The organism is Mycoplasma sp. 4404 (assembly GCF_034863325.1).
Lineage (GTDB): Bacteria > Bacillota_I > Bacilli_A > Mycoplasmatales > Metamycoplasmataceae > Mycoplasmopsis.
This window is the reverse complement of record NZ_JAYFFE010000002.1, coordinates 26222-46652: the sequence shown is the minus strand read 5'-3', so window position 1 is coordinate 46652 and position 20431 is coordinate 26222. Positions and strand designations below refer to the sequence as shown.

Here is a 20431-nt window from a genome sequence, read left to right as displayed (position 1 = left end):
CATAGTAAATATGTTTAATATTTTTGATATCTGATTTTGATAATTTTCGATAAGATGATCGACGCTTCCTATAGTGTTAACTATCTAGAAATATTTGCTTAATAAAATATCTTTAATTTTAATTAATAAAGAGATTTGATTTCTATAATTTAAAATTAAGTTGTAAATTTGACCTGTCTTCTCATTAATTTCTTCAGAATGATTGTTTAGATTTATTGATATTTTTTCAAGCATCGGTTTAGTAATAAATTTAATTACTGACCCTTGAGAATTATTTTTCAAAACATTTATATTATTTTCACATTCTTTTAGAAACAAGTAAAAATATTTTTGAGGTTCTAATACATAAGTCCTTTGATATGCATTAAATTTACCCTTGTAATGTTTAACTGAGATTTCACCATTACCAGCAATTATTATAGCCTCACAATCAAAAGCATAATCATTAATTAGTAACTCATTAGTACCACATGTAAAAAACGGAAAAGAACCGGTCTTATCAGCTTCATTAGCATTAATTTTTCCTGTTTTTATTAAGCATACATCTGCTAATGATAGATTTTGTATACATGGATATTCAGAATTTTGAGAATAAAGATTTGTTGACATTATTTTTAAAAAATTTATTTTCTCCTCAATTTTTTCAATCAAATTATCAACTGTTCCTATAGTGTTAACTATGTGTTGTTGAATTTCTAAGTTTGGTAATTCGATATCAACATTTCCAAGTTGTTCTTTAGACAGCTCTTTGAATGTCGAACCTCCAGCAATTGAATTTAAATATTCTCTATTCTTAAGTAACCAATAATATAAATACGTAGGTTTAACTAGATTTTCATTACAAATCATTGATTTAAACCCTTGATTTGTACATAGTGAGTTCTCTGCTATTGCAACATATCCAATCGGAGCTCTTGAAGTTAAAAGAACAGTTCCTTTAGGAACTAAAGTAGTAGAACAACTGCTATATCCTAATTCTGTTATATTTCTATTACCATAAGAAATATATCTAGTCTTTAACGAAGACATGTCCTTTGGTGTTATTCACTTTATATCACCATCCCAAAATTCAGGATTAGAAGTACTTGGGGTCGAACCATTGATGATATTTACCATATTTTTCAATTTCATTACTAATACCTCATTTCTAGGAGTTTTATATGAATACAGTAAAGTTAAAAGATATATCAATAGGTAATAAAGGTTCATATGGAATCGGTGCCTCAGCATACAAATGTGAACCATCATCGCCACAATACCTCAGAATCACTGATATATCAGATGACTCAAGAATTAACATACCGTTGCCTGCATGTATAAACGTGGATGAATATCCAAAATATAAAAACTACTTTTTAAATGAAAATGACATAGTTTTTGCTAGAACCGGTAATAGTACCGGTAGAAATTATTTTCACAATGGAAGTCCGGATAAAATAGTTTATGCAGGCTACTTAATTAAGTTTTCTATCGATTCTAGCAAAATAAATCCACGTTATGTCGGTTATTATTGTCAATCAAATTCATATTGAAAGCAAGTGAAATCGCTATTCACAGGAAGTACACGATCTAATTTAAATGCAATAATGTATGGTGAACTAAATATTCCTATATTGGAGACATCAAAGCAACAACAGATAGTTAACATTATTTTAATTCTTCCATTAATATATCTTTAACCTTATCTTCTAGTTCTTTACTTTGTTTCATTAATTCTAATAATTCAGCAGTGGTCTTTCTTAACTCTTCTTGAATTTCTTCAGGAGATAATTTGTTAGACTCATCTGCTCCAACGTATCTTCCAGGATTTAAAGAGAAATCTTTTTCTTTGATTTCTTCTAATGTGGCTCTCTTACAAAAACCTGGTATATCTTCAAGAGTTCCTTCTCTAAAATCACGATAAGCTTTGACAACTTTGTCTACATCTTCTTGTTCAAGGACTCTTATTTTTCTTGAGACTAATTTCCCTAAGTTGTATGCGTTTACAAATAAAACATCGGTGTTAGTTTTTCCTTTATTTAAGATTCAGCATTGAACTGAAATGGTAACATTTGAAAATAATTTATCAGGCAATGCTAGAATTGCTTCAACCTTACCTGATTCAATCATAGTCTTTCTAATTTTGTAATCATCTTTAGTATTACTTGTTGTAGCTCCGTTTGGCATCAATATTGCTGCTTTACCATTAGGTGCTAATTTAGAATACATTAATGAAAGTCATGCATAGTTAGCATTCTTCATGTCCGGTTTTCCAAATACTCATCTAGGATCACCTTCCAGAGATGGTTTTCAATAATCTTTTAAATTGTATGGTGGATTAGCAATGATGTAATTTGCTCTTAAAGACTTATGCAAATCATCTGTAAAAGAATCAGCGCTTTTTTCACCTAAATTCCCTTCAAGTCCTCTAATAGCTAAATTCATTTTAGCCATTTTTCAAGTTCCAGGGTTTGATTCTTGTCCATAAATTGAGATGTTATCAACATTACCTTGATGTTCTTTAACAAACTTAGAACATTGAACAAACATACCACCACTTCCACAACATGGGTCAAAAACTTTCCCACTATAAGGTTCTAAAATATCAACCATTAATTCAACAACAGATTTTGGAGTAAAAAATTCTCCACCTTTTGTCGGTATATGCTTAGCAAAAGCACCTACATAGTACTCATAAACTTGGCCGAAGAAATCACCATCAGCATCTTCCATATTTAAATCATTAGTGAAAAAGTCTACTAAGTCTCCTAAAGCAGATTTATCTAAATCACTCTTAGAATAAGTTTTAGGAAGAATTCCTTTTAGTTGATTATTGTGTTTCTCAAGTTCGATGAAGGCATCATCAATTACTTGACCTAAATCACTTTGTTTAGAGTGACTTGCTATATTGGTTCATAAAGCATTTTCAGGTACTAAAAATACATGATCTTGAATGTAATAGTCTTGATCTTTTTCTCTACCATCACCAACTTTTTTGAGCTCATCATATTTAGCAATGTACTTATCACTAACATATTTTAAAAAGACTAAGCCCAATACAACATTTTTATAATCAGCAGGATCACATTTGTCTCTTAGTTTTTCTGCTGCTTTTCATAAAACATTTTCATCAATTATTTGTGACATACTTATCCTTAAATTCTTTCAATATTTTTAATTATTTGATTATATCATAATCAAAGCCTTTTATTATTCTATCACTATATTCTGCATGTTTTTGGGTTAAATCAGATTCTAGATTACTACAACTAGATTGCTGAATTTTATAAGAACAAGAAAAATTAAACTAGGACAATTCTTATAAACAATTTATAAAAAACTCAAAGCATCTCAATATTGTTGAGGTGTTTTTCAATTTAACACAAATTGAAATCTTTCATTGTTATATCATTCAATGTAATCTTTGATAATATTTTTGAGTTTATCAAAGCAAATTGTTTTGTGATTTACAAAGTTTAAACACTCAGATTTGATGTTTGAAAAGAAATATTCAACTTCCCTATTGTCTAATGAATTTCCAACCCTACCCATAGATACATTTTCATTGTTTTTTGCAACTACATCGAGATATTTAGATGATGAATATTGAAATCTGTGATCTGAATTAAGAATTCAAGGTTTTTTAAACTTGATATCCTTGATGTGTGAAATAACTAAATCTGTATCATTTCTTCTTGATAAGTTTCAATTCAAAATTTGTTTGTTTTATGATGTATTGCAACTGAAAGATAATCGTTATTTTCATCTATATCATTTGGCGCTTTTATATATGAAACATCTCTTGCAATAACATTATTTGTAATTTCATTGTAATCTCTATTTACAAAATCTTTAACTTTAACATTTATAATCTTGATTTCTCTAACTTTGCATTTTGACCTAACTACACAAATTAGATTTAATTTGTTCATTATTCTTCCTCATGTTCTGTAATTTATGTCTATTTTAAAAGTTAAAATAGCTAAAAATATTCTTAAATTCTTCTATTAAAATAAATATCAAAAATAAAAAAATCTGGTACTTCGAAAACACCAGAAAATTTATTTGAAATTTGGCAGGGGTTAAAGGAATCGAACCCTTACTTTCAGTTTTGGAGACTGCAGCACTACCACTATACTAAACCCCCATACAATCATCATCTAAAATGATGATTTTTTTATTATTTCCCGAATTTGAAGTGACAAACGTCACCATCTTTCATAATGTAGTTTTTACCTTCAGAACGCATTTTACCAGCGTTTTTAGCACCTAATTCACCATTGTATTCAATGTAATCTTCATATGCAATAACATCTGCTTTAATGAATTTTTTCTCAAAGTCTGTATGAATAATTCCTGCACATTTAGGAGCTGCTCAACCTTTATGATAAACTCAAGCTCTTGCTTCAATTTTACCTGCTGTAAAGTATGTTTCTAAATTAAGAAGATCAAATGATTCTCTTGTTAAAACATCTAGACCACTACGTTCTACACCATACATTGAGAGCATTTCGTTTTTTTCTTCATTTGATAAATCAACTAACTCAGATTCTAATTGAACTGAAATTGGAATGATTTTTTCATTTGGTTTTAATGAATTTTTAAGCTCATTATAAAGTTTATCATCTTTGTAATTTGCATACTGTTCTGTGCCTAAGTTAGCTACATAAATTATTGGTTTTAATGTGAGTAAATGATAACCTTTAACAGCTTTTAATTCATTTTCATCAAGTTCAACATCACGAGCCGGTATTGATTGAAGTAATGCATCTTTAACTTTGTTAGCAGCATTAAATTCAATTAAACCATCTTTATCACCTGATTTAGCTTTTTTAGTAACTCTATTAATTACGTTGTTAATTGTTTCTAAGTCAGCTAACATTAACTCATAGTTAATAACATCTTTATCTCTTACAGGATTTACTGAATTAGCTACGTGCAAGATGTTTTTGTCTTCAAAACATCTAACAACGTGAATAATTGCATCAACTTCTCTAATGTTTGATAAGAATTTATTTCCTAATCCTTCACCTTTTGATGCACCTTCAACAAGTCCGGCTATGTCAACAAAGTCAAATGTAGCTCAAACAATTTTATCTGGTTTGATAATGTTTGCAATTTTTTGTAATCTTGGATCAATTAAAGGAACTGATGAAATGTTAGGCTCAATAGTTGTGAAAGCGTAGTTAGATGATTCAACTTGCTTTTTAGTAATTGCACTAAATAATGTACTTTTACCTACGTTCGGAAGACCTACAATACCTGCTTTTAGTGACATAAATAAACTCCTTTTTAATCAATAATTATGTTTTTAATTTTACTCTAAATGCTTGAAAAGTAATTTTTTAATTTGATAAAATTAAAATAAATTTTAAGAAAGGTGAAAATGAGTCAAATTAACAATAAAATCACACATTGATTTAATTTCTATAAATCCAAAGAACTAATAAACTCAGACATTAATGAATTTGTTAGAAAGGTTGATAATCAATTTCCAAACGGTGAATTTTACACAAGAGCGAAATCAACTGTTTATGGAATTGAATTCGATACACAAAATCAACTTGGTTACAACAATTTAAACGCTTATACATTGCTTAATTTGATTTCACTTTTTGATAAATCACTTCCTAGAAAGTCAATTTTTAATAGAAAAAGAAAAGTTTTAGTTGCATTAAAAAACAAAGTTAATATTAATTCAAAACTTCAAGATTTATTGATTAGGTTTTTAAATGATAAAAAGTACCACGTTTATACTTTTAATATTGATAAGCTAAATGATTTTTTTATCAATACAACTGTAAACAATATGGATTTAGATTATTCAGTTTATTTAGATTACAAAGAAACTAATAATAAATTTTATTTAAAAATTTACAACAAAAATAAATTAATTTCACTTGAGGAACAAGAGAAGTTAATTAATGAGCTTTATGAAGTTAAAGATCACATATTTGTTTCTGATTCAAATTATTCGATTGTTCTAAACTCAGACAAAGTTATTGACTCAGCTTATGAAAACTTCTTAAAATCAGTTAAATCTGAATTTGATTTTAGTTCAAACAACAAATTGGTTGTTTATACGCTTATTAGCGACAATTTATCAAACTACATTATTAATAGATTTTTATCAAATTTAAATGTTAAGGTTTCAAAATTGAATCCAACACTTAACAAAGATTTAAAAAATAAAAATTCAACTTTTTCTATTGTTAAATGAGCTCTATCAACTAATTACAATGCTAACTTAATTATTGTTATGGATGAACATAATGATATTAAGTTGTTTGCTAGAGTTAAAAATAGCTTTGTTGAATTAAATAATGACCAAATAGCTTATCTTTTCATTTCAAATCAATATTTAAAATGAAAAGAAACTAAGTTAACAGATAAACCAAATATTTTTATTCCACTAGATGCTTCAGAGTTAATTATCAACTTACTTAATACTTTTAAAATTCCTTATGAATTTGAAAATAAAATGGATGATCCAAACAACATTTTATTTGCATACAATTCAAATTCATTTTCAAATGATATTAATGAGCATTTAAGTTTTGAAAATTATGGTTTTCTATTTAACTTCTGTGTGATGTTGCAAGAGTATTTAGAAAACAATAACTTACTTACACTTAAATACAACAAGATGATTGAATCAATGAATAAAACTTACTATGTTTATTCATACATTAACAAAACTGTTCAAGATATGAAAAATGTTTTTGATTATTTAGTCAATAAACCAACCGGCTTTCTTAAAAAATCAAAAATAGATAAGCTCCAATTACTTGATTGAGATAACACAAAACAACATTACATTTTTCAAGTTAAAACGAAAGGTAAAAGGTTTTCAACTATTACAAGTATTTCTTACAAGAAAGCTAAAAAAGAGATCGAAATTAAAACTGAATTTCAATCTCATATGTATAAATTTCATCCATTTTTAGAAACTATATGAGCTAATTTAGTTAAAAACAAAATCAGAAAAAGAATTTTAAAAATTGTTAAACAAATAAACAAGCTGCAAGAGAAAAAAGTATAATTTCCAAATATATTAAGGAGTTACTATGATTACAAAAATTAAAGGAACAAAAGACTATTCACCAGTAGAGTTTTTATTAAAAGATTTTGTAACTGATATGTTCACTGAAACAGTTGCTAAAGCAGGTTATGTTGTAGTGGAAACGCCTATTATGGAACAAGCTACACTTTTCAGACGTTCTGTGGATGATTCAGAAATTGTTAAAAAAGAAATGTATGAATTTAAAGACAAAGGTGACAGAGATATAGCACTTAGACCCGAGGGAACTGCACCTTTTGTTAGAGCACTTATCGAACAAAAATGATTAAATGATGGATTTAGTAAATTTGCTTACTATGGACCAATGTTCAGATATGAGCAACCACAAAAAGGTAGATACAGACAGTTTTATCAAGCAGGTGTTGAATTTGTAGGTGAAAAAACTTATACAAAAGATGTGGAAGTTATTTTATTAGCTGCACACATTTTAGATAACTTAATGGTTGATTGAGAATTAAAAATCAACACAATTGGTGATGAAGTAAGTAGGAAACAATACGAAGAAGCTTTATATAACTACTTATTACCTTACAAATCTGAGTTAAGCAAAATTTCACAAGAAAGATTAGAAAGCAAAAAAGTTTTAAGAATTCTTGATGATAAAGAAGATTCACAAAAACCTTTTATTAAAAATGCGCCTAAAATTGCTGATTATTTATCAGATGAATCAAAAGAATACTTTGTAAAAGTTACTACAGCACTTGATGCAGCAAATATTGAATACAAAGTTTCAAATGAATTAGTTAGAGGGCTCGATTACTATGATGAAACTGTATTTGAATTTGTAACAGCAGGTAAAGGCTCAACAAGTGGACTTACATTAATTGGTGGTGGAAGATATTCAAACTTAATAGCTCAATTAGGTGGAGATAATATTTCAAGTGTTGGTTTTGGAATGGGAATTGATCGTGTTGTTGATGTTGTAAGAGAAAATGCGATGGAAATTTTAAAACCAGATACAGAATTAAGACACGCTGATGTTTATATTGCGATGACAAATGATGAAGATAATATTGCTTTTGGTACTATAATGGGGCAAAATTATATTGCGACAGCTGGTTTATCAGTTTACACAGAACACTCTTTAATTAAAAATAAAAAGTTATTTGAAAAAGCAGCAAAGAGAACTGCTGACTTCTTAGTCTATGATGACAAAATGATTGATCCTAACTTATTAATCATTAGAGATATGGTTACAGGAGAAAAAGTTACATTCTCAAAAAATGAAGAGGGTATCATTTCTGCACTTAACTTTATTTTAGAAAATAGCGATGAACACATCACAATCAGTGATTCTAAATTAGCTGATGTTGCACTTCTTATTGAAGAATTAGAAGAAGGAAAATAATATGAAAAAAACAATTAAAAATAATCAATTAAGATTAGAAAATGTTGGACAAGTTGTTACTTTATACGGGTGAGTAGCTAACAAACGTAGATTTGGTGAATTAAATTTCGTTGACTTACGTGACAAATTTGGAATTACGCAATTAGTATTTAAAACACCTATTTCATTCACAAAAGAATCTGTTTTAGAAGTAACTGGAACAGTTTGTGAAAGAAAAGATAGAAATCCTGACTTACCTACAGGAGATATTGAAATTTTAGTTGATGAATACAAAGTTTTATCATCATCTAAAGAACAATTACCATTCCAAATTAGAGATGACATTGAAGTTAAAGAAGAATTAAGACTTGAATATAAATTCTTAGACTTACGTAGAAATGTGATGCAAAATAACATTAAATTACGTAATGATGTAATTTTTGCAATTAGAGAATACTTACAATCTCAAGAATTCACAGAAATCGAAACACCAATTTTATCTAAAGCAACACCAGAGGGCGCTAGAGACTTTTTAGTCCCTACACGTAATAAAGAAAATGCATTTTATGCACTTCCACAAAGTCCTCAATTATTCAAACAATTATTAATGATTTCAGGATTTGAAAAATACTACCAAATAGCAAGATGCTTCAGAGATGAAGACTCACGTAAAGATAGACAGCCTGAATTCACACAATTAGACATCGAAGTAAGTTTTATGGATGTTCCTAGCTTCCAATCATACATTGAAGGTTTATTCAAACACTTTATGAAAAAAGTTATGAATGTTGATATCAAAGTTCCTTTTGATAGAGTAAGATTTGATGACTGTATTAGAGATTATGGATCAGACAAACCTGACTTTAGATTTGAAAACAAAATTGTTGATATTCCTGAATTTGCTAAAAACAGTGATTTCAGCATCATAACATCAGCTCCTTCAATTAGATTGCTTCATTTTGTAGAAAAAATTAACAAAAAAGAATACAAGAAACTTGAAGAAATAGCTAAGAAAAACAAAGTTAAAGCATTATTCTACTTGGTCGTTAATGAAAATAAAGAATTAGTTGAAACAAATTTTGCCCAAAAATTAAATCCAGCAGATGTCCAAGAATTAATTTCACAATTTGGTGAAGGAACATACTTGATTTGTGCTGATAAATTCGAAAATGCTTCACAAGCTTTAGGAGCATTAAGAGTTGAACTTAATTCTTGATACGGATGAGCTAGAGATGAATATAACTTCAAATGAATTATTGACTGACCTATGTTCGAATATGATGAAGAAACAGGAAAATGAGCAGCAGCTCACCATCCATTCACTCAATTCGATAATCCATTAGAAGATTTAGATAAATTACCTAAAGAAAAAATTAGAGCAAAAAGTTATGACTTAGTTCTTAACGGGTTTGAATTAGGTTCAGGTTCAGCTAGAATTTATGACGAAGAAGTTCAAACTAAAATGTTTGAAATGATCGATCTGTCAAAAGAAGAACAACAAAACAAATTCGGATTTTTCTTAAAAGCTTTTGAATATGGAGTCCCACCACACTGTGGTATTGGTCTTGGAATCGATAGATTAATTATGATTTTATCTAACCAAAAAACTATTAGAGATGTTATTGCTTTCCCTAAAAATTCAAAAAATGAAGACCTTATGACCCAAGCTCCTTCAAGTGTTGATTCAGAGCAATTAACAGAATTATTCCTTGAAGTCAAGTCTAAATAGTGATGTAAAAAAATACTAGATTTCGTAAGTCTAGTATTTTTATTTTGCAATTTATAGAATTGATTTTACATCAATTAGTTTACTGATTTTCTTGTATCCATCAAGTTCGTTTAAGACCATTAAAACAACATTAGCTAGAACTTTTACACCTTGAGATTGAAGTAAATCAATAATAGCTTTTGTAGTTCCACCAGTTGCTAAAACATCATCAATAATGATTGCCTTTTGACCTGGTTTTAGAATTTTATCTTGAATTTCTAAAGTGTTATCACCATATTCTAAGTCATACTTTTGAGAAATTGTAGGACCTGGCAGTTTACCTTTCTTTCTAACCATTATAAATGGTTTATTAAGTTTATAAGCAACAGGAGTTCCGAAGATAAATCCTCTTGCATCAGGTGCTACAATGATGTCTGCTTCTTTGCACAATTGTGCCATTTTGTCTATGACATAGGCAAATGCATTAGGATTAGCTAATAGTGGTGCTATATCTTTGAATACAATTCCTTGTTTAGGAAAATTAGTAATATCAGTAATTAAATTTTTAAGATTTTTCATACTAATTATTAGTTAACTCTTACATCTTCATAGAATTCAAGGACATCATCTGCTTCAATATCATTAAATCCTTTAATGTGTGTTCCGAAGTTTTTACCTTTAAGAACTTCTTTAACGTCATTTTTCTCGCGTTTAAGTGAGTCAATAACACCTTCGTGAATAAGTTTTCCTTTACGGTAAACTTTAACTTTACAGTTAGATCTTACAACACCTTCATCTAACATTGTACCAGCGATGTTTCCAACTTTTGAGTAGAAGAAAATTTGAATAATGTGACCTTCTCCAATTTTTTGTTCTTCATAGATCGGTGCTTTTTCACCATCAAGCATACCTTGAACATCTTCAATAATTTTGTAAATAACATCGTGAGAAATAACAGTAACATTTGATGCAGCTGCATTTTGTTTAATATTTTGTGAAACTCTCAAGTTAAATACAAAAATAACTGCATTTGACGCTTTAGCTAAAAGTAAGTCTGTATCATTAACGTTTCCAACTGCTGCTGAGATAACTTTGACAATAGCATCTTCATTTTCTAGACCATCAATTTGATCTTTTATAGCTTGAGAAGTACCGTAAACGTCTGATTTAATAATAACGTTGATAATTTTTTTACCATCAATATTTTGATCTGTAATAGTTTTTGAGTGAAGTAAATCCATACGATCAGCTGTAGCTTTTTCTTGAGCTAATTTCTTAGCAAATTTTTCATCATTGAATCCAACAAATTTATCACCAGCATCAGGTGCATAGTTAAGACCTGAAATAATTGCTGGTGCTCCCGGTTCAACTGCTTCAATTTGGTTTCCATTAGAATCAGTAATCATTCTAACTCTTCCGTATTTTGAACCAGCGATTAAGAAGTCTCCTTTGTGTAATGTTCCTGTTTCAACAATAATTGTAGAAACAACTCCAACTCCTTTATCAACACGTGATTCGATAATTGTTCCCATTGGATATCTTTTTGGATTTGCTTTTAAGTCTAAAATTTCGCTTAATAACATAATAGCATCAAATAATTCTGTAAGTCCTTCACCTTTAAGTGCTGAACCATAAACGATTTGAACATCTCCACCATATTCTTCGATAAGAACATCGTTTTCAGCTAATTCACCTTTAATTCTGTCAAGGTCTTTGTTAGGTTTATCCATTTTGTTAACAAAAACGATCATTGGAACATTTGCTGCTTTAGCATGCTCAATAGCTTCTTTTGTTTGAGGCATAACACCATCATCAGCTGCAACAACTAAAACAACAATATCAGTAACTTTAGCACCTCTAGCACGCATTTGTGTGAATGCTTGGTGTCCAGGTGTATCTAAGAAAGTGATTTTTTGACCTTTGTGACTAATTTGGTAAGCACCTGTATGTTGTGTAATTCCACTGCTTTCTGTTGAAACAATGTTTGAGTTTCTGATTTTGTCAATTAATGTAGTTTTACCGTGGTCAACGTGCCCCATAACAGTGATGATTGGAGATCTTTTAACTAAATCTTTTGGATCATCTTTAAATTGAACTTCATCAAGGAAGTTTGAACCATTAATGTTTGTTTCTTTTCTGAAGTCATATCCATATTCAATTGCCATTTCAGCAATTTGCTCTTCATCTAAAAGTGTATTAAGGTTGTACATTTTACCTTGCATAAAGAATTTTTTGATAATTTCTGTAGCAGGTACTCCGATTTTTTGTGCAAAATCAGCAATTGACATTTTTTCAGTGAAAATAAATACACCATCTTTTAATTCAGTTTTTGTTGTTTGTAATTGCTCTTTAATTTCATTTACGTTTGAAATTCTGTTTTGTTTTTTAGCCATATAACACCTCCTTAAGTTCATTTTCTAATGAATCATATTGTTCATCAGATATGTTAGTTTTATATGTTCTATTTAAAGCTTTTGTTTTTCTTATTTTTTGTCAGTTTTCTAAACTTGCAACAAAATAAGCTCCTCTATGTTTTTTGTTTTTATGTAAGTCTAAAACTAATAAATTATTTTCTTTATCGTAACTGAATCTAGTGAGTTCATCAACTGGTAAAACTTGATTTGTCGCAATACACTTACGAAAAACTGTTTTAATCTCAGTCATCTGAATTTAAGTCATCTAAATCAAGTTTTACGTTTGATAATCCATAGTTTGTAAGGTCATCATCCACTTTAAAGTCTTTAAGTTGATTTTTAGTTCTCTTAAATTCATTAAGCATTTTTCTGTTTTTCTCTTCTTTTTTAGCGTTTTCAGCTTCTTCATCAAGAGTTTCATCTTCAACTTCATCTGTGAATTCGTCATTGTATTTGTCGATTTCATCAACGAAACTGTATTCATCTAATGAGTTAAGAAGTTTTTCAAGGTTTGAAGATTCTTCTTCGAAAATATTGTTAATTTCTTCTGTTTTATTTTTATTAGTTTTATTAACTTCGCTAGTTGCAGGTTTTTTAGCTTCTTCTGCTTTTTGCTTTGGTTCTTCCACAACTGTTTCTGTTTCTAATTCTGTATAAATATTGTTGTTAAAGTCTTCAAATAATGAGTCTGTATCAATGTACATATCAATGTTTTTAAGCATTGAGTTTGTTTTTGATTGTTTTTTACTTGCATTTACTTTTGGTTGAGTTGTGTTGAAGTAGTGCACATCATGAACATAATCATTTTTGAATTTAATTCCTTTTACAAGTGCTTCTTCAGTTGTTAATACTTCAATTCTTGTTCCTGTTAATTTAGAAGCAAGTTCAATATTAATCCCTTGTTTTCCGATAACAACTGTTGCATCGCTTGGTTTAACAATTGCATAAACTTTTCTTCTTTCTTCATCAGCTCATTTAATATCAACTGCTTTACCAGGAGCAATAGCATTTTTAACATATTCAAGTGTGTCTGGTGAGTAAACAATAACGTCAATTTTTTCACCATCTAATTCAGTAACAATTGATTGAATTCTTGAAGCAAATTGTCCTGTAATTGAACCAACTAAATTAATTTGATCACTATCTTGATCTTTAAGTGCAAATGAAACTTTAGATCTTTCTCCAGGTACTCTTTGAATGTCTTTAATAACGATTTCACCTGATTTGATTTCTGGAATTTCGTTTCTTAAGATTTCAACTAATTCTTCTGTTGAGTTTAATGAAACTGTAACAATGCTTAATCTTGATTCAGGATTAATTGAATCAACATAAACCATAATTTTTTGACCTAAGTTTAATTTCAAGTTCTTAGGCTTTTTAGCTCCAGGTAAGAAAGCTGTTTGTTTATCTTCTAACATAACATTGTATGAGTTGTTAGATAAGTGTTTTAAAACAACTGCAGGAACTTTTTGTCCAATCATTTTTGAATATTTTTCAACAACTTTTGATTTGTTTGTTAAGTTTAAAGATTGTTTAACACCACTTGTGATTGCTCTTCTTAATTTGTCTGATAATCCAGCAAACTTAAATTGAATTCTAACTACATCATCAACTTGAACATTTGAATCGTTTTTTCTAGCTTCTGAAAGTTGAATTGTGTAGATTTTAGCTAATACATCATCTTCACTTAAAACTTGAGGTTCATCATCTTCTGAAATTTCTTCATCTTCAATAACTTCACCGTTTAAGTTGAACATATTTACAGCTTTATTATCAAAGTCTACTTCAAATTGAATTTCAGCATTAGGATCCACTTGTTTAGTAATTGCTTTTTGAGTTTCTGATCTAAATAATTCTAAAACTTCTTCAAATGGAGAGTTTAGACCTTCTGCTTGAAGTTCAATATATTTAAATAGTTGTTGACTTTCAACATCAACTTGTGTTTTATTTTTAGCTTTTGCCATTATTTACTCCTTTATTTTTTGTTAAAACTTAATATATTCTTCAATTTCGTTTATATTAGAAATATCTAATTTAATTGTTCTAATTTGGCCTTTTTTATTTCACTTACCCACTATGTGATCTGGCTGAACTTCAGTTAATTTAATTACAAAATTATTTTGTCCTTCAAAACTTTTTTGAGTTTTGACTTCAATATATTTATCAATGTATTGATCTAACATTTCCATTGAAATTTTAAGGTCTGTTCCTTTTGATAATACTGCTAAATTTATATCATCAGTAAATCATTTTTGTGTCTCTAAAAATGCAGAAATTTCTTTTCCAAGTTTGTTAACTTCATCCAAACTTCTATAATCAACCACCACTTCTAGTGTTTTTCCTAAAAGAGGATCGTGTTCCATTTTTGCTGATAAAACTTTAGAAAATTGCTCTTTTAAAATCTTTTCATCAAACATTTTTCTCCTATAAAAATGTAAATAGAAAGAGCTGCTTTCGCAACTCCTTTCTCTTACCTCTAAATATAATTAACGTTGTATATAAATAATACCATATTATTTTAATAGTATTTATTATATGTATTGATTTTTATGCAAGTGCATAAGGCATAAAAGTATTTTTGTATTATTCATAAAGTTCTAATGTCATATTAATTGATGTTAAAACTTCATCATTTTCGTATGTGAATAAGTCATATTGAAAGTTAAATTCATTAATTGATGTGAAGAAGTTTTTACATACAGTTTTTAAATTAATTTCAAATTTTTTCTGTGTTGAAGGGTCAACTACTGAAATGCTTGCATTACCCTCTTCATTTTTCTTTACACATACAGTTGTTAAGTTTGTGTAAATATTAACTTCATTTTCTGAAATGTCAATTCTATTTGTTTCATTGTATTTAGGTTCATTGAATTTAAGTTCAATAACACCATCTTCAGTTTTGTTATATAAATCAAGTTGTGCTAAAAACTCAATAACCTGAGGTTCATCATTTGTAGGAACTTTAATAATTGATTTGAAATTAATTTTCATATTCTTTAAGTCTTTCTGAAATTAATTCTTTTCCGAATAATCAAATAGCTTTTGCTAATTCAGGTCCGTGAGCAATTCCTGTTGCAGCAAGACGAATTGGCATAAATAAGTTTTTACCTTTAACATTTAAATTTGAAGAGGTTAAATTAATTGCTTCTTGAATGTTTGCAATTGTGAAGTCATCAGCTGCAAGTTTTTTGAAGTTATTTGCAAATTCTTTAACTGTATTTAATTCAGCTTCATTGAATTCAGTTTTTGAGTATTCAGGGTTTAAATATGAATTTAAGTGAGTTTTTAATTCTGAAACTGTTACAGAGCTAGCTTTAAATGTGTCGACAAAAATATTTAATCATTCTGAATCTAAATTTGAGTTTTCTAAATTCATTAAGTCAATTAATTTTTGATTGTCTGTATTTTTTAAGTATTGTTTTGAGAATCAATCCATTTTTGAAACATCAAATTTTGAAGGCGACTTAGATAATCTTTGTGGATCAAATTTAGCAATGATTTCTTCTTTGCTCATTAATTCAGATGCATCAGCAGCTGTTCATCCTAATAATGATAAGAAGTTGAAAATACCTTCAGGCATATATCCTTCATTTTTGTAATCTTCGATAAATTGTTTTGTTACAAGATCACGTTTTGAAAGTTTTTTACCTTCCATATTTGTAATAATTGTCATATGTCCAAATTGTGGTTTTTCTCAATTTAAGTATTCATATAAAACAAGTTGCTTAGGTGTGTTTCCGATGTGCTCTTCTCCACGTAAGATGTGTGAAATTTCCATATCGTGGTCATCAACTACTACTGCAAAGTTATAAGTTGGATATCCATCTGATTTAAAAATAACTCAATCAGCTATTTCATCAGAGTTGAATGAAATTTCACCTCTAACAATATCATCTCAAGCTAAAGTGTGATTTTTAGGCATCACTAAACGGTATGAATATTCACCATTAGCATCTCTTTTTTGTTTTTCTTCGTCAGAAATTTTTAATCAGTTTCTGTCGTATCTAAAACTTGGAATACCTTTAGCGTCTGATTCTAATTTTTGAGCTTCTAATTCTTCAGATGAGTCGTAAGCTTTATATGCGAGACCTTTTTGTAAAAGTTCGTTTAAAACTTCATTGTATCTATCTAACTTTTGACTTTGTCTGTATTTACCACATTTTGGATTTGGATTTAATGGAGATTCATCTGGAATAATTCCTAATCAAGCCAAGTTATTTAATTGAGATTCTTCACCACCTGGAACATTACGTTTAACATCTGTGTCCTCAAGTCTGAAAACAAAATCACCATCAAAATGTTTAGCAAATAAATAACAAAATAAAGCTGTTCTAGCTCCACCGATGTGTAAGTATCCTGTTGGACTTGGTGCATAACGTGTTCTGATTTTTTTACTCATAGTAAAATAACTCCTTTTGTAGCTGAATATTAAAGTTATAAAATTATAAAACAATATTCATGGAATGAAAAAACTTAATAAAAAATGCTATTTCCAAACTTTTACCATACTGCTATAGGTGTAAAAGTTTTAAAAAGCACAAAAAAGTCTTTGAAGTTTTTGCTTTTTTATATAAAATAATTAATTTTAGATTTTATATAATTTAAATATGAAATCAAATTTGAATTATATGATTAATGATAAATATAAAAAGAGCAAAAGGAAGTTTAGGGAAGAATTAGATCCTGGAATTTTAGAAAACCACCACGAGCAAGCGTTAGAAATATTAGATGACTCAATAGAAGTGAAAATGCCTGGTAGATTTGGTAAAAGAGTTTCGAGAAAACCGATAACATATCAAAAGATTTCAAAACTTACAGGTGTTTCAGTTGCTACAATTAGTCGTTTCTATAATGATGGTTATGTTTCTAAAGATAACAGAAGAAAAATTGAAGAAGTTATAAAGGAATATGATTATGTTCCTAATCCAAGAAGTAGAATTAATAAAGTTCAAGTAAGCTCGATTTTTGTTATCTGCCCTCTTTATGGTCAAAGTTATATTCAAAACATTATTTCAGGAATTATTGCTGGGGCATCAAAAAATAATAGAAGAGTTGTTACATTTTACACTGTACCAACAGCTGATGAATATATTGAAACTTTAAAATATCTTTTATTATGAAAACCAAAATCAATCGTTGTATTTCTTAGTGAAGAAAATCTAGAATTATTTGATTTCCTTAAAACCATTAAGGATGTTGCTGTCTTAGTTTATGGACACAAAGTTGATGGTGTTTCTTGAGTTGTTCCAGATGATAGAGAAGCATTTTATAAACTTACAAAATCATTTATTAGAAGAGTCCCAAGATCGAGAAACTCAAACAAAATTATTTTCTTAGAAGATCAAAAGTTATCTGATTATCAAAAATTCCAAAGAATTTCAGGATTCAAGGAAGCTTGTTCAGAATATAGTATGACTTATATGAGATATCCAATCAGTGCTAAGAAAAATAAAGATGAAGTTAAAGAAATTATTGCTTTCGCAAATACAAATAATGTTTCAAATATTATTTGTTCGACTCACGATTCGTTTATTTCAATTAACACGTATGCTTCAAAACACTTTAGAATTAGTGACATTGGTTACCAATCAATTTACGATAGTTTAGGTGTTTATGTTGATAAGATTTTTGTGGACTATCCATATATAGGAGTGATAATTGAATCAATGATTACAAAACAACTTTCATCAAAAAACCCACAAACAGCAGTTATTAAACTTAAATTAATTAGTGAATTAAGTGAAAAAACATCTTAAGATCTTAGATGCAACATCAAATTGCATCTATTTTTTTAATCTAACAATTTGAATAATGAAAATAAAGATTTTAAGACCTATGAGAGTATCTTGAAAGTTATGTTAATAAAAATTAAATGCTATATAATTTAGAAATATTTAATTTAAATTAAAAAAATCACTATTAAGAAAGGAAAATTATTATGGTTATAGGAAATTCAAAAGTAGCAATTGATGCTATTGAAAAATATGACAATATTGTTATTTTTCACCACGTTCGTCCAGATGGAGACTGTTTAGGTTCACAAGCTGGACTTGCAGAATTAATTAGAACAAACTACCCTAACAAAAATGTTTACACAGTAGGGGATAACTTACACTTATTTGACTTTATGGGTTATCACTTTGATGACATTGAAAAAATCGACTTTACAAACTCATTAGGTATTGTAGTTGATGCTTCAAGTGGAAACAGAATTGAATGTGCAAACTTATTATATGAAAACAAGACAACAGCTAAATTAAGAATTGATCACCACCCTAACTCAGCTGACATCGATTACGATTACAACTGAATCGATGAACACTATGTTGCAGCTGCTGAAATGATTGCTCAAATCGCATTTGATGCAGGATGAACAGTTACACAAAAAGCTGCATCACACATTTACTTAGGAATCAACACAGACTCAGGAAGATTTTTATACCCTGACACATCAGCTAGAACACACAAATTAGTAGCATTCTTAATGGAAACAGGATTCCACCCATCATTCATCTTAAAAGAACTTTCAAAAAGAACATTCAAACAACTTAAATTTGTTGGAAACATTTTAAATGGATTCAAAAAAGAAGGAAGAGTTCTTTACTACGAGATTGATGCAGAAACATTAAAGAAATATGATATGGATTCATTCGAAGCTGCTCAATACGTAAATGAATTAGCTAATATTGAAGACAACTCTTGTTGAGCATTATTCATTCAACTTGAAGATGGAACAGTTAGAGGAAGATTACGTTCAAATGGACCATTAGTTAACTTAGTTGCTAACAAATATGGTGGTGGAGGGCACGATAACGCTGCCGGAATTACTCTTCAATCTTGAGACCAAGTTAAAGACGTTTTAGCTGACTTAAACCAAGCTATCATTGAGTGAGAGGCTAAATAATTATGGTCATTGGTAATTTAAAATTAGTTACTGAACAATTAGAAAAATACGATAACATCGTTATTTTTCACCATATTCGTCCAGATGGAGACTGTTTAGGTTCACAATTTGGATTAAAAGAATTACTTGAAACAAACTTCCCAAATAAAAAAGTTTATGCAATAGGTGATTCAAAAGGTTCATTCTCATTCTTAGATATCAAAATGGATGAAATTCCATCAGATGAATTTTTAAAAACTGCTTTAGGAGTTGTTGTAGATGCAAACTTCAAAGACAGAATTGAATATAGAGAAGTTTTAGACAAAGACTTATTTGCTCAAGTTATTAGAATTGACCATCACCCAAACGATGATGATTTAGGCGAAAATTGCATTAGATGAGTTGATTCATCATATATTGCGGCTGATGAAATGATTACAGAAATCGCGGTTGTAAACAACTGAAAAATCACACAAAAAGCTGCTAACTTCTTATATTTAGGAATCAACACTGACTCAGGAAGATTCTTATTCAATAACACTACAGCTAGAACATTAAATTTAGCTGCTAAATTATATGAAGCAGGATTACAACAAGACTTTATCCACTCAAATTTAGCTAAAGTTACATTAGATGACTTAAAATACAGTGCTTGATTAATGACAACATTAAAAACAAGAGATGGTGTAGCTTACATTCAAAATGATTTAAAAACAACAAATGAATTTGGTAAAACACCACAACAATCAATTAGAGTAAATTCAATTGCTAACATCGATGGATTCCCAATGTGAGTTCAATTCACAGAAGAAGAAAACGGAAAAGTTAGAGTTGAATTTAGATCAAATGGACCAATTGTTAGAAATGTTGCCGTTAAATGAGGTGGTGGAGGACATGAAAGAGCCTCAGGTGCTATTATTGACTCACTTGATTTAGTTGAACAAGTTATTGATGATTGTGCTGCTGAAGTAGCTAGATGAAGAGAAGAAAAAGCTAACGCTTAATATAAATTTATTCCATACACAAATTAATGTATGGA

19 protein-coding genes and 1 tRNA gene are annotated in these 20431 nt (G+C 28.9%); 7 read left to right on the top strand and 13 right to left on the bottom strand.

The window, feature by feature from the left end:
* Positions 1-84 precede the first annotated feature (84 nt).
* Complete coding sequence (locus VBN07_RS01930; protein WP_323177631.1) at positions 85-1131, bottom strand: restriction endonuclease subunit S; 1047 nt, start codon at positions 1129-1131, stop codon at positions 85-87.
* 29 nt (positions 1132-1160) lie between these two features.
* Between VBN07_RS01930 and VBN07_RS01925 the strand changes: the two genes are divergently transcribed.
* Positions 1161-1679, top strand: coding sequence for a restriction endonuclease subunit S (locus VBN07_RS01925; RefSeq protein ID WP_323177630.1), 519 nt, complete (start codon positions 1161-1163; stop codon positions 1677-1679).
* Here the strand turns inward: VBN07_RS01925 and VBN07_RS01920 are convergent.
* The 5 genes from VBN07_RS01920 to ychF form a co-directional block, all read right to left on the bottom strand.
* Positions 1648-3126: a class I SAM-dependent DNA methyltransferase gene (locus VBN07_RS01920; protein ID WP_323177629.1), complete on the bottom strand. Its 1479-nt coding sequence runs from the start codon at positions 3124-3126 to the stop codon at positions 1648-1650. The genes VBN07_RS01925 and VBN07_RS01920 overlap by 32 nt on opposite strands.
* Before the next feature lie 183 nt (positions 3127-3309).
* On the bottom strand, positions 3310-3693 hold the full coding sequence (locus tag VBN07_RS01915) for an IS3 family transposase (protein ID WP_323177628.1): 384 nt from the start codon (positions 3691-3693) through the stop codon (positions 3310-3312).
* The gene (locus VBN07_RS01910; RefSeq protein WP_323177626.1) at positions 3654-3911 is read right to left on the bottom strand and encodes a hypothetical protein; all 258 of its coding nucleotides are present in this window, start codon (positions 3909-3911) and stop codon (positions 3654-3656) included. Before VBN07_RS01910 ends, VBN07_RS01915 begins: the two co-directional genes overlap by 40 nt.
* A gap of 141 nt (positions 3912-4052) precedes the next feature.
* Positions 4053-4126, bottom strand: a tRNA-Trp gene (locus VBN07_RS01905).
* A gap of 33 nt (positions 4127-4159) precedes the next feature.
* Positions 4160-5257 (bottom strand): redox-regulated ATPase YchF, encoded by a 1098-nt coding sequence (gene ychF / locus VBN07_RS01900; protein WP_323177625.1) that lies wholly within the window; start codon positions 5255-5257, stop codon positions 4160-4162.
* A gap of 108 nt (positions 5258-5365) precedes the next feature.
* On the opposite strand from ychF, the gene VBN07_RS01895 reads away from it, so the two are divergent.
* Genes VBN07_RS01895 through aspS form a run of 3 tightly spaced genes read left to right on the top strand, consistent with a single transcriptional unit; the run spans position 5366 to position 10116 of the window.
* Positions 5366-7021 (top strand): MAG5620 family putative phospho-sugar mutase, encoded by a 1656-nt coding sequence (locus VBN07_RS01895; RefSeq protein WP_323177624.1) that lies wholly within the window; start codon positions 5366-5368, stop codon positions 7019-7021.
* A gap of 25 nt (positions 7022-7046) precedes the next feature.
* On the top strand, positions 7047-8408 hold the full coding sequence (hisS, locus tag VBN07_RS01890) for a histidine--tRNA ligase (RefSeq protein WP_323177623.1): 1362 nt from the start codon (positions 7047-7049) through the stop codon (positions 8406-8408).
* Between the two features lies 1 nt (position 8409).
* A complete protein-coding gene (aspS, locus tag VBN07_RS01885) occupies positions 8410-10116 on the top strand; it encodes an aspartate--tRNA ligase (protein ID WP_323177622.1) in 1707 nt (568 codons plus the stop codon).
* A gap of 51 nt (positions 10117-10167) precedes the next feature.
* On the opposite strand, the gene VBN07_RS01880 is transcribed toward aspS, so the two are convergent.
* From VBN07_RS01880 to gltX, 7 genes are all read right to left on the bottom strand, one after another.
* Positions 10168-10674 carry an adenine phosphoribosyltransferase gene (locus VBN07_RS01880; protein ID WP_323177621.1) on the bottom strand — a complete coding sequence of 169 codons (507 nt, stop codon included), beginning with the start codon at positions 10672-10674 and terminating at the stop codon, positions 10168-10170.
* Between the two features lie 8 nt (positions 10675-10682).
* On the bottom strand, positions 10683-12488 hold the full coding sequence (gene infB / locus VBN07_RS01875) for a translation initiation factor IF-2 (RefSeq protein WP_323177620.1): 1806 nt from the start codon (positions 12486-12488) through the stop codon (positions 10683-10685).
* The gene (locus VBN07_RS01870; protein WP_257089457.1) at positions 12481-12759 is read right to left on the bottom strand and encodes a YlxR family protein; all 279 of its coding nucleotides are present in this window, start codon (positions 12757-12759) and stop codon (positions 12481-12483) included. The genes infB and VBN07_RS01870 overlap by 8 nt, the downstream gene beginning before the upstream one ends.
* Positions 12746-14473: a NusA N-terminal domain-containing protein gene (locus VBN07_RS01865; RefSeq protein ID WP_323177619.1), complete on the bottom strand. Its 1728-nt coding sequence runs from the start codon at positions 14471-14473 to the stop codon at positions 12746-12748. The genes VBN07_RS01870 and VBN07_RS01865 overlap by 14 nt, the downstream gene beginning before the upstream one ends.
* Before the next feature lie 21 nt (positions 14474-14494).
* Positions 14495-14926: a hypothetical protein gene (locus VBN07_RS01860; RefSeq protein ID WP_323177618.1), complete on the bottom strand. Its 432-nt coding sequence runs from the start codon at positions 14924-14926 to the stop codon at positions 14495-14497.
* Positions 14927-15092: 166 nt separating this feature from the next.
* Positions 15093-15500, bottom strand: coding sequence for a hypothetical protein (locus VBN07_RS01855; protein WP_323177617.1), 408 nt, complete (start codon positions 15498-15500; stop codon positions 15093-15095).
* Complete coding sequence (gene gltX, locus VBN07_RS01850; protein WP_323177616.1) at positions 15490-16908, bottom strand: glutamate--tRNA ligase; 1419 nt, start codon at positions 16906-16908, stop codon at positions 15490-15492. Before gltX ends, VBN07_RS01855 begins: the two co-directional genes overlap by 11 nt.
* Positions 16909-17137: 229 nt before the next feature.
* On the opposite strand from gltX, the gene VBN07_RS01845 reads away from it, so the two are divergent.
* From VBN07_RS01845 to VBN07_RS01835, 3 genes are all read left to right on the top strand, one after another.
* On the top strand, positions 17138-18265 hold the full coding sequence (locus VBN07_RS01845) for a LacI family DNA-binding transcriptional regulator (RefSeq protein ID WP_323177615.1): 1128 nt from the start codon (positions 17138-17140) through the stop codon (positions 18263-18265).
* Positions 18266-18447: 182 nt separating this feature from the next.
* On the top strand, positions 18448-19413 hold the full coding sequence (locus VBN07_RS01840) for a bifunctional oligoribonuclease/PAP phosphatase NrnA (protein WP_323177614.1): 966 nt from the start codon (positions 18448-18450) through the stop codon (positions 19411-19413).
* Positions 19414-19415: 2 nt separating this feature from the next.
* On the top strand, positions 19416-20396 hold the full coding sequence (locus VBN07_RS01835; protein WP_323177613.1) for a bifunctional oligoribonuclease/PAP phosphatase NrnA: 981 nt from the start codon (positions 19416-19418) through the stop codon (positions 20394-20396).
* Positions 20397-20431: the final 35 nt, after the last annotated feature.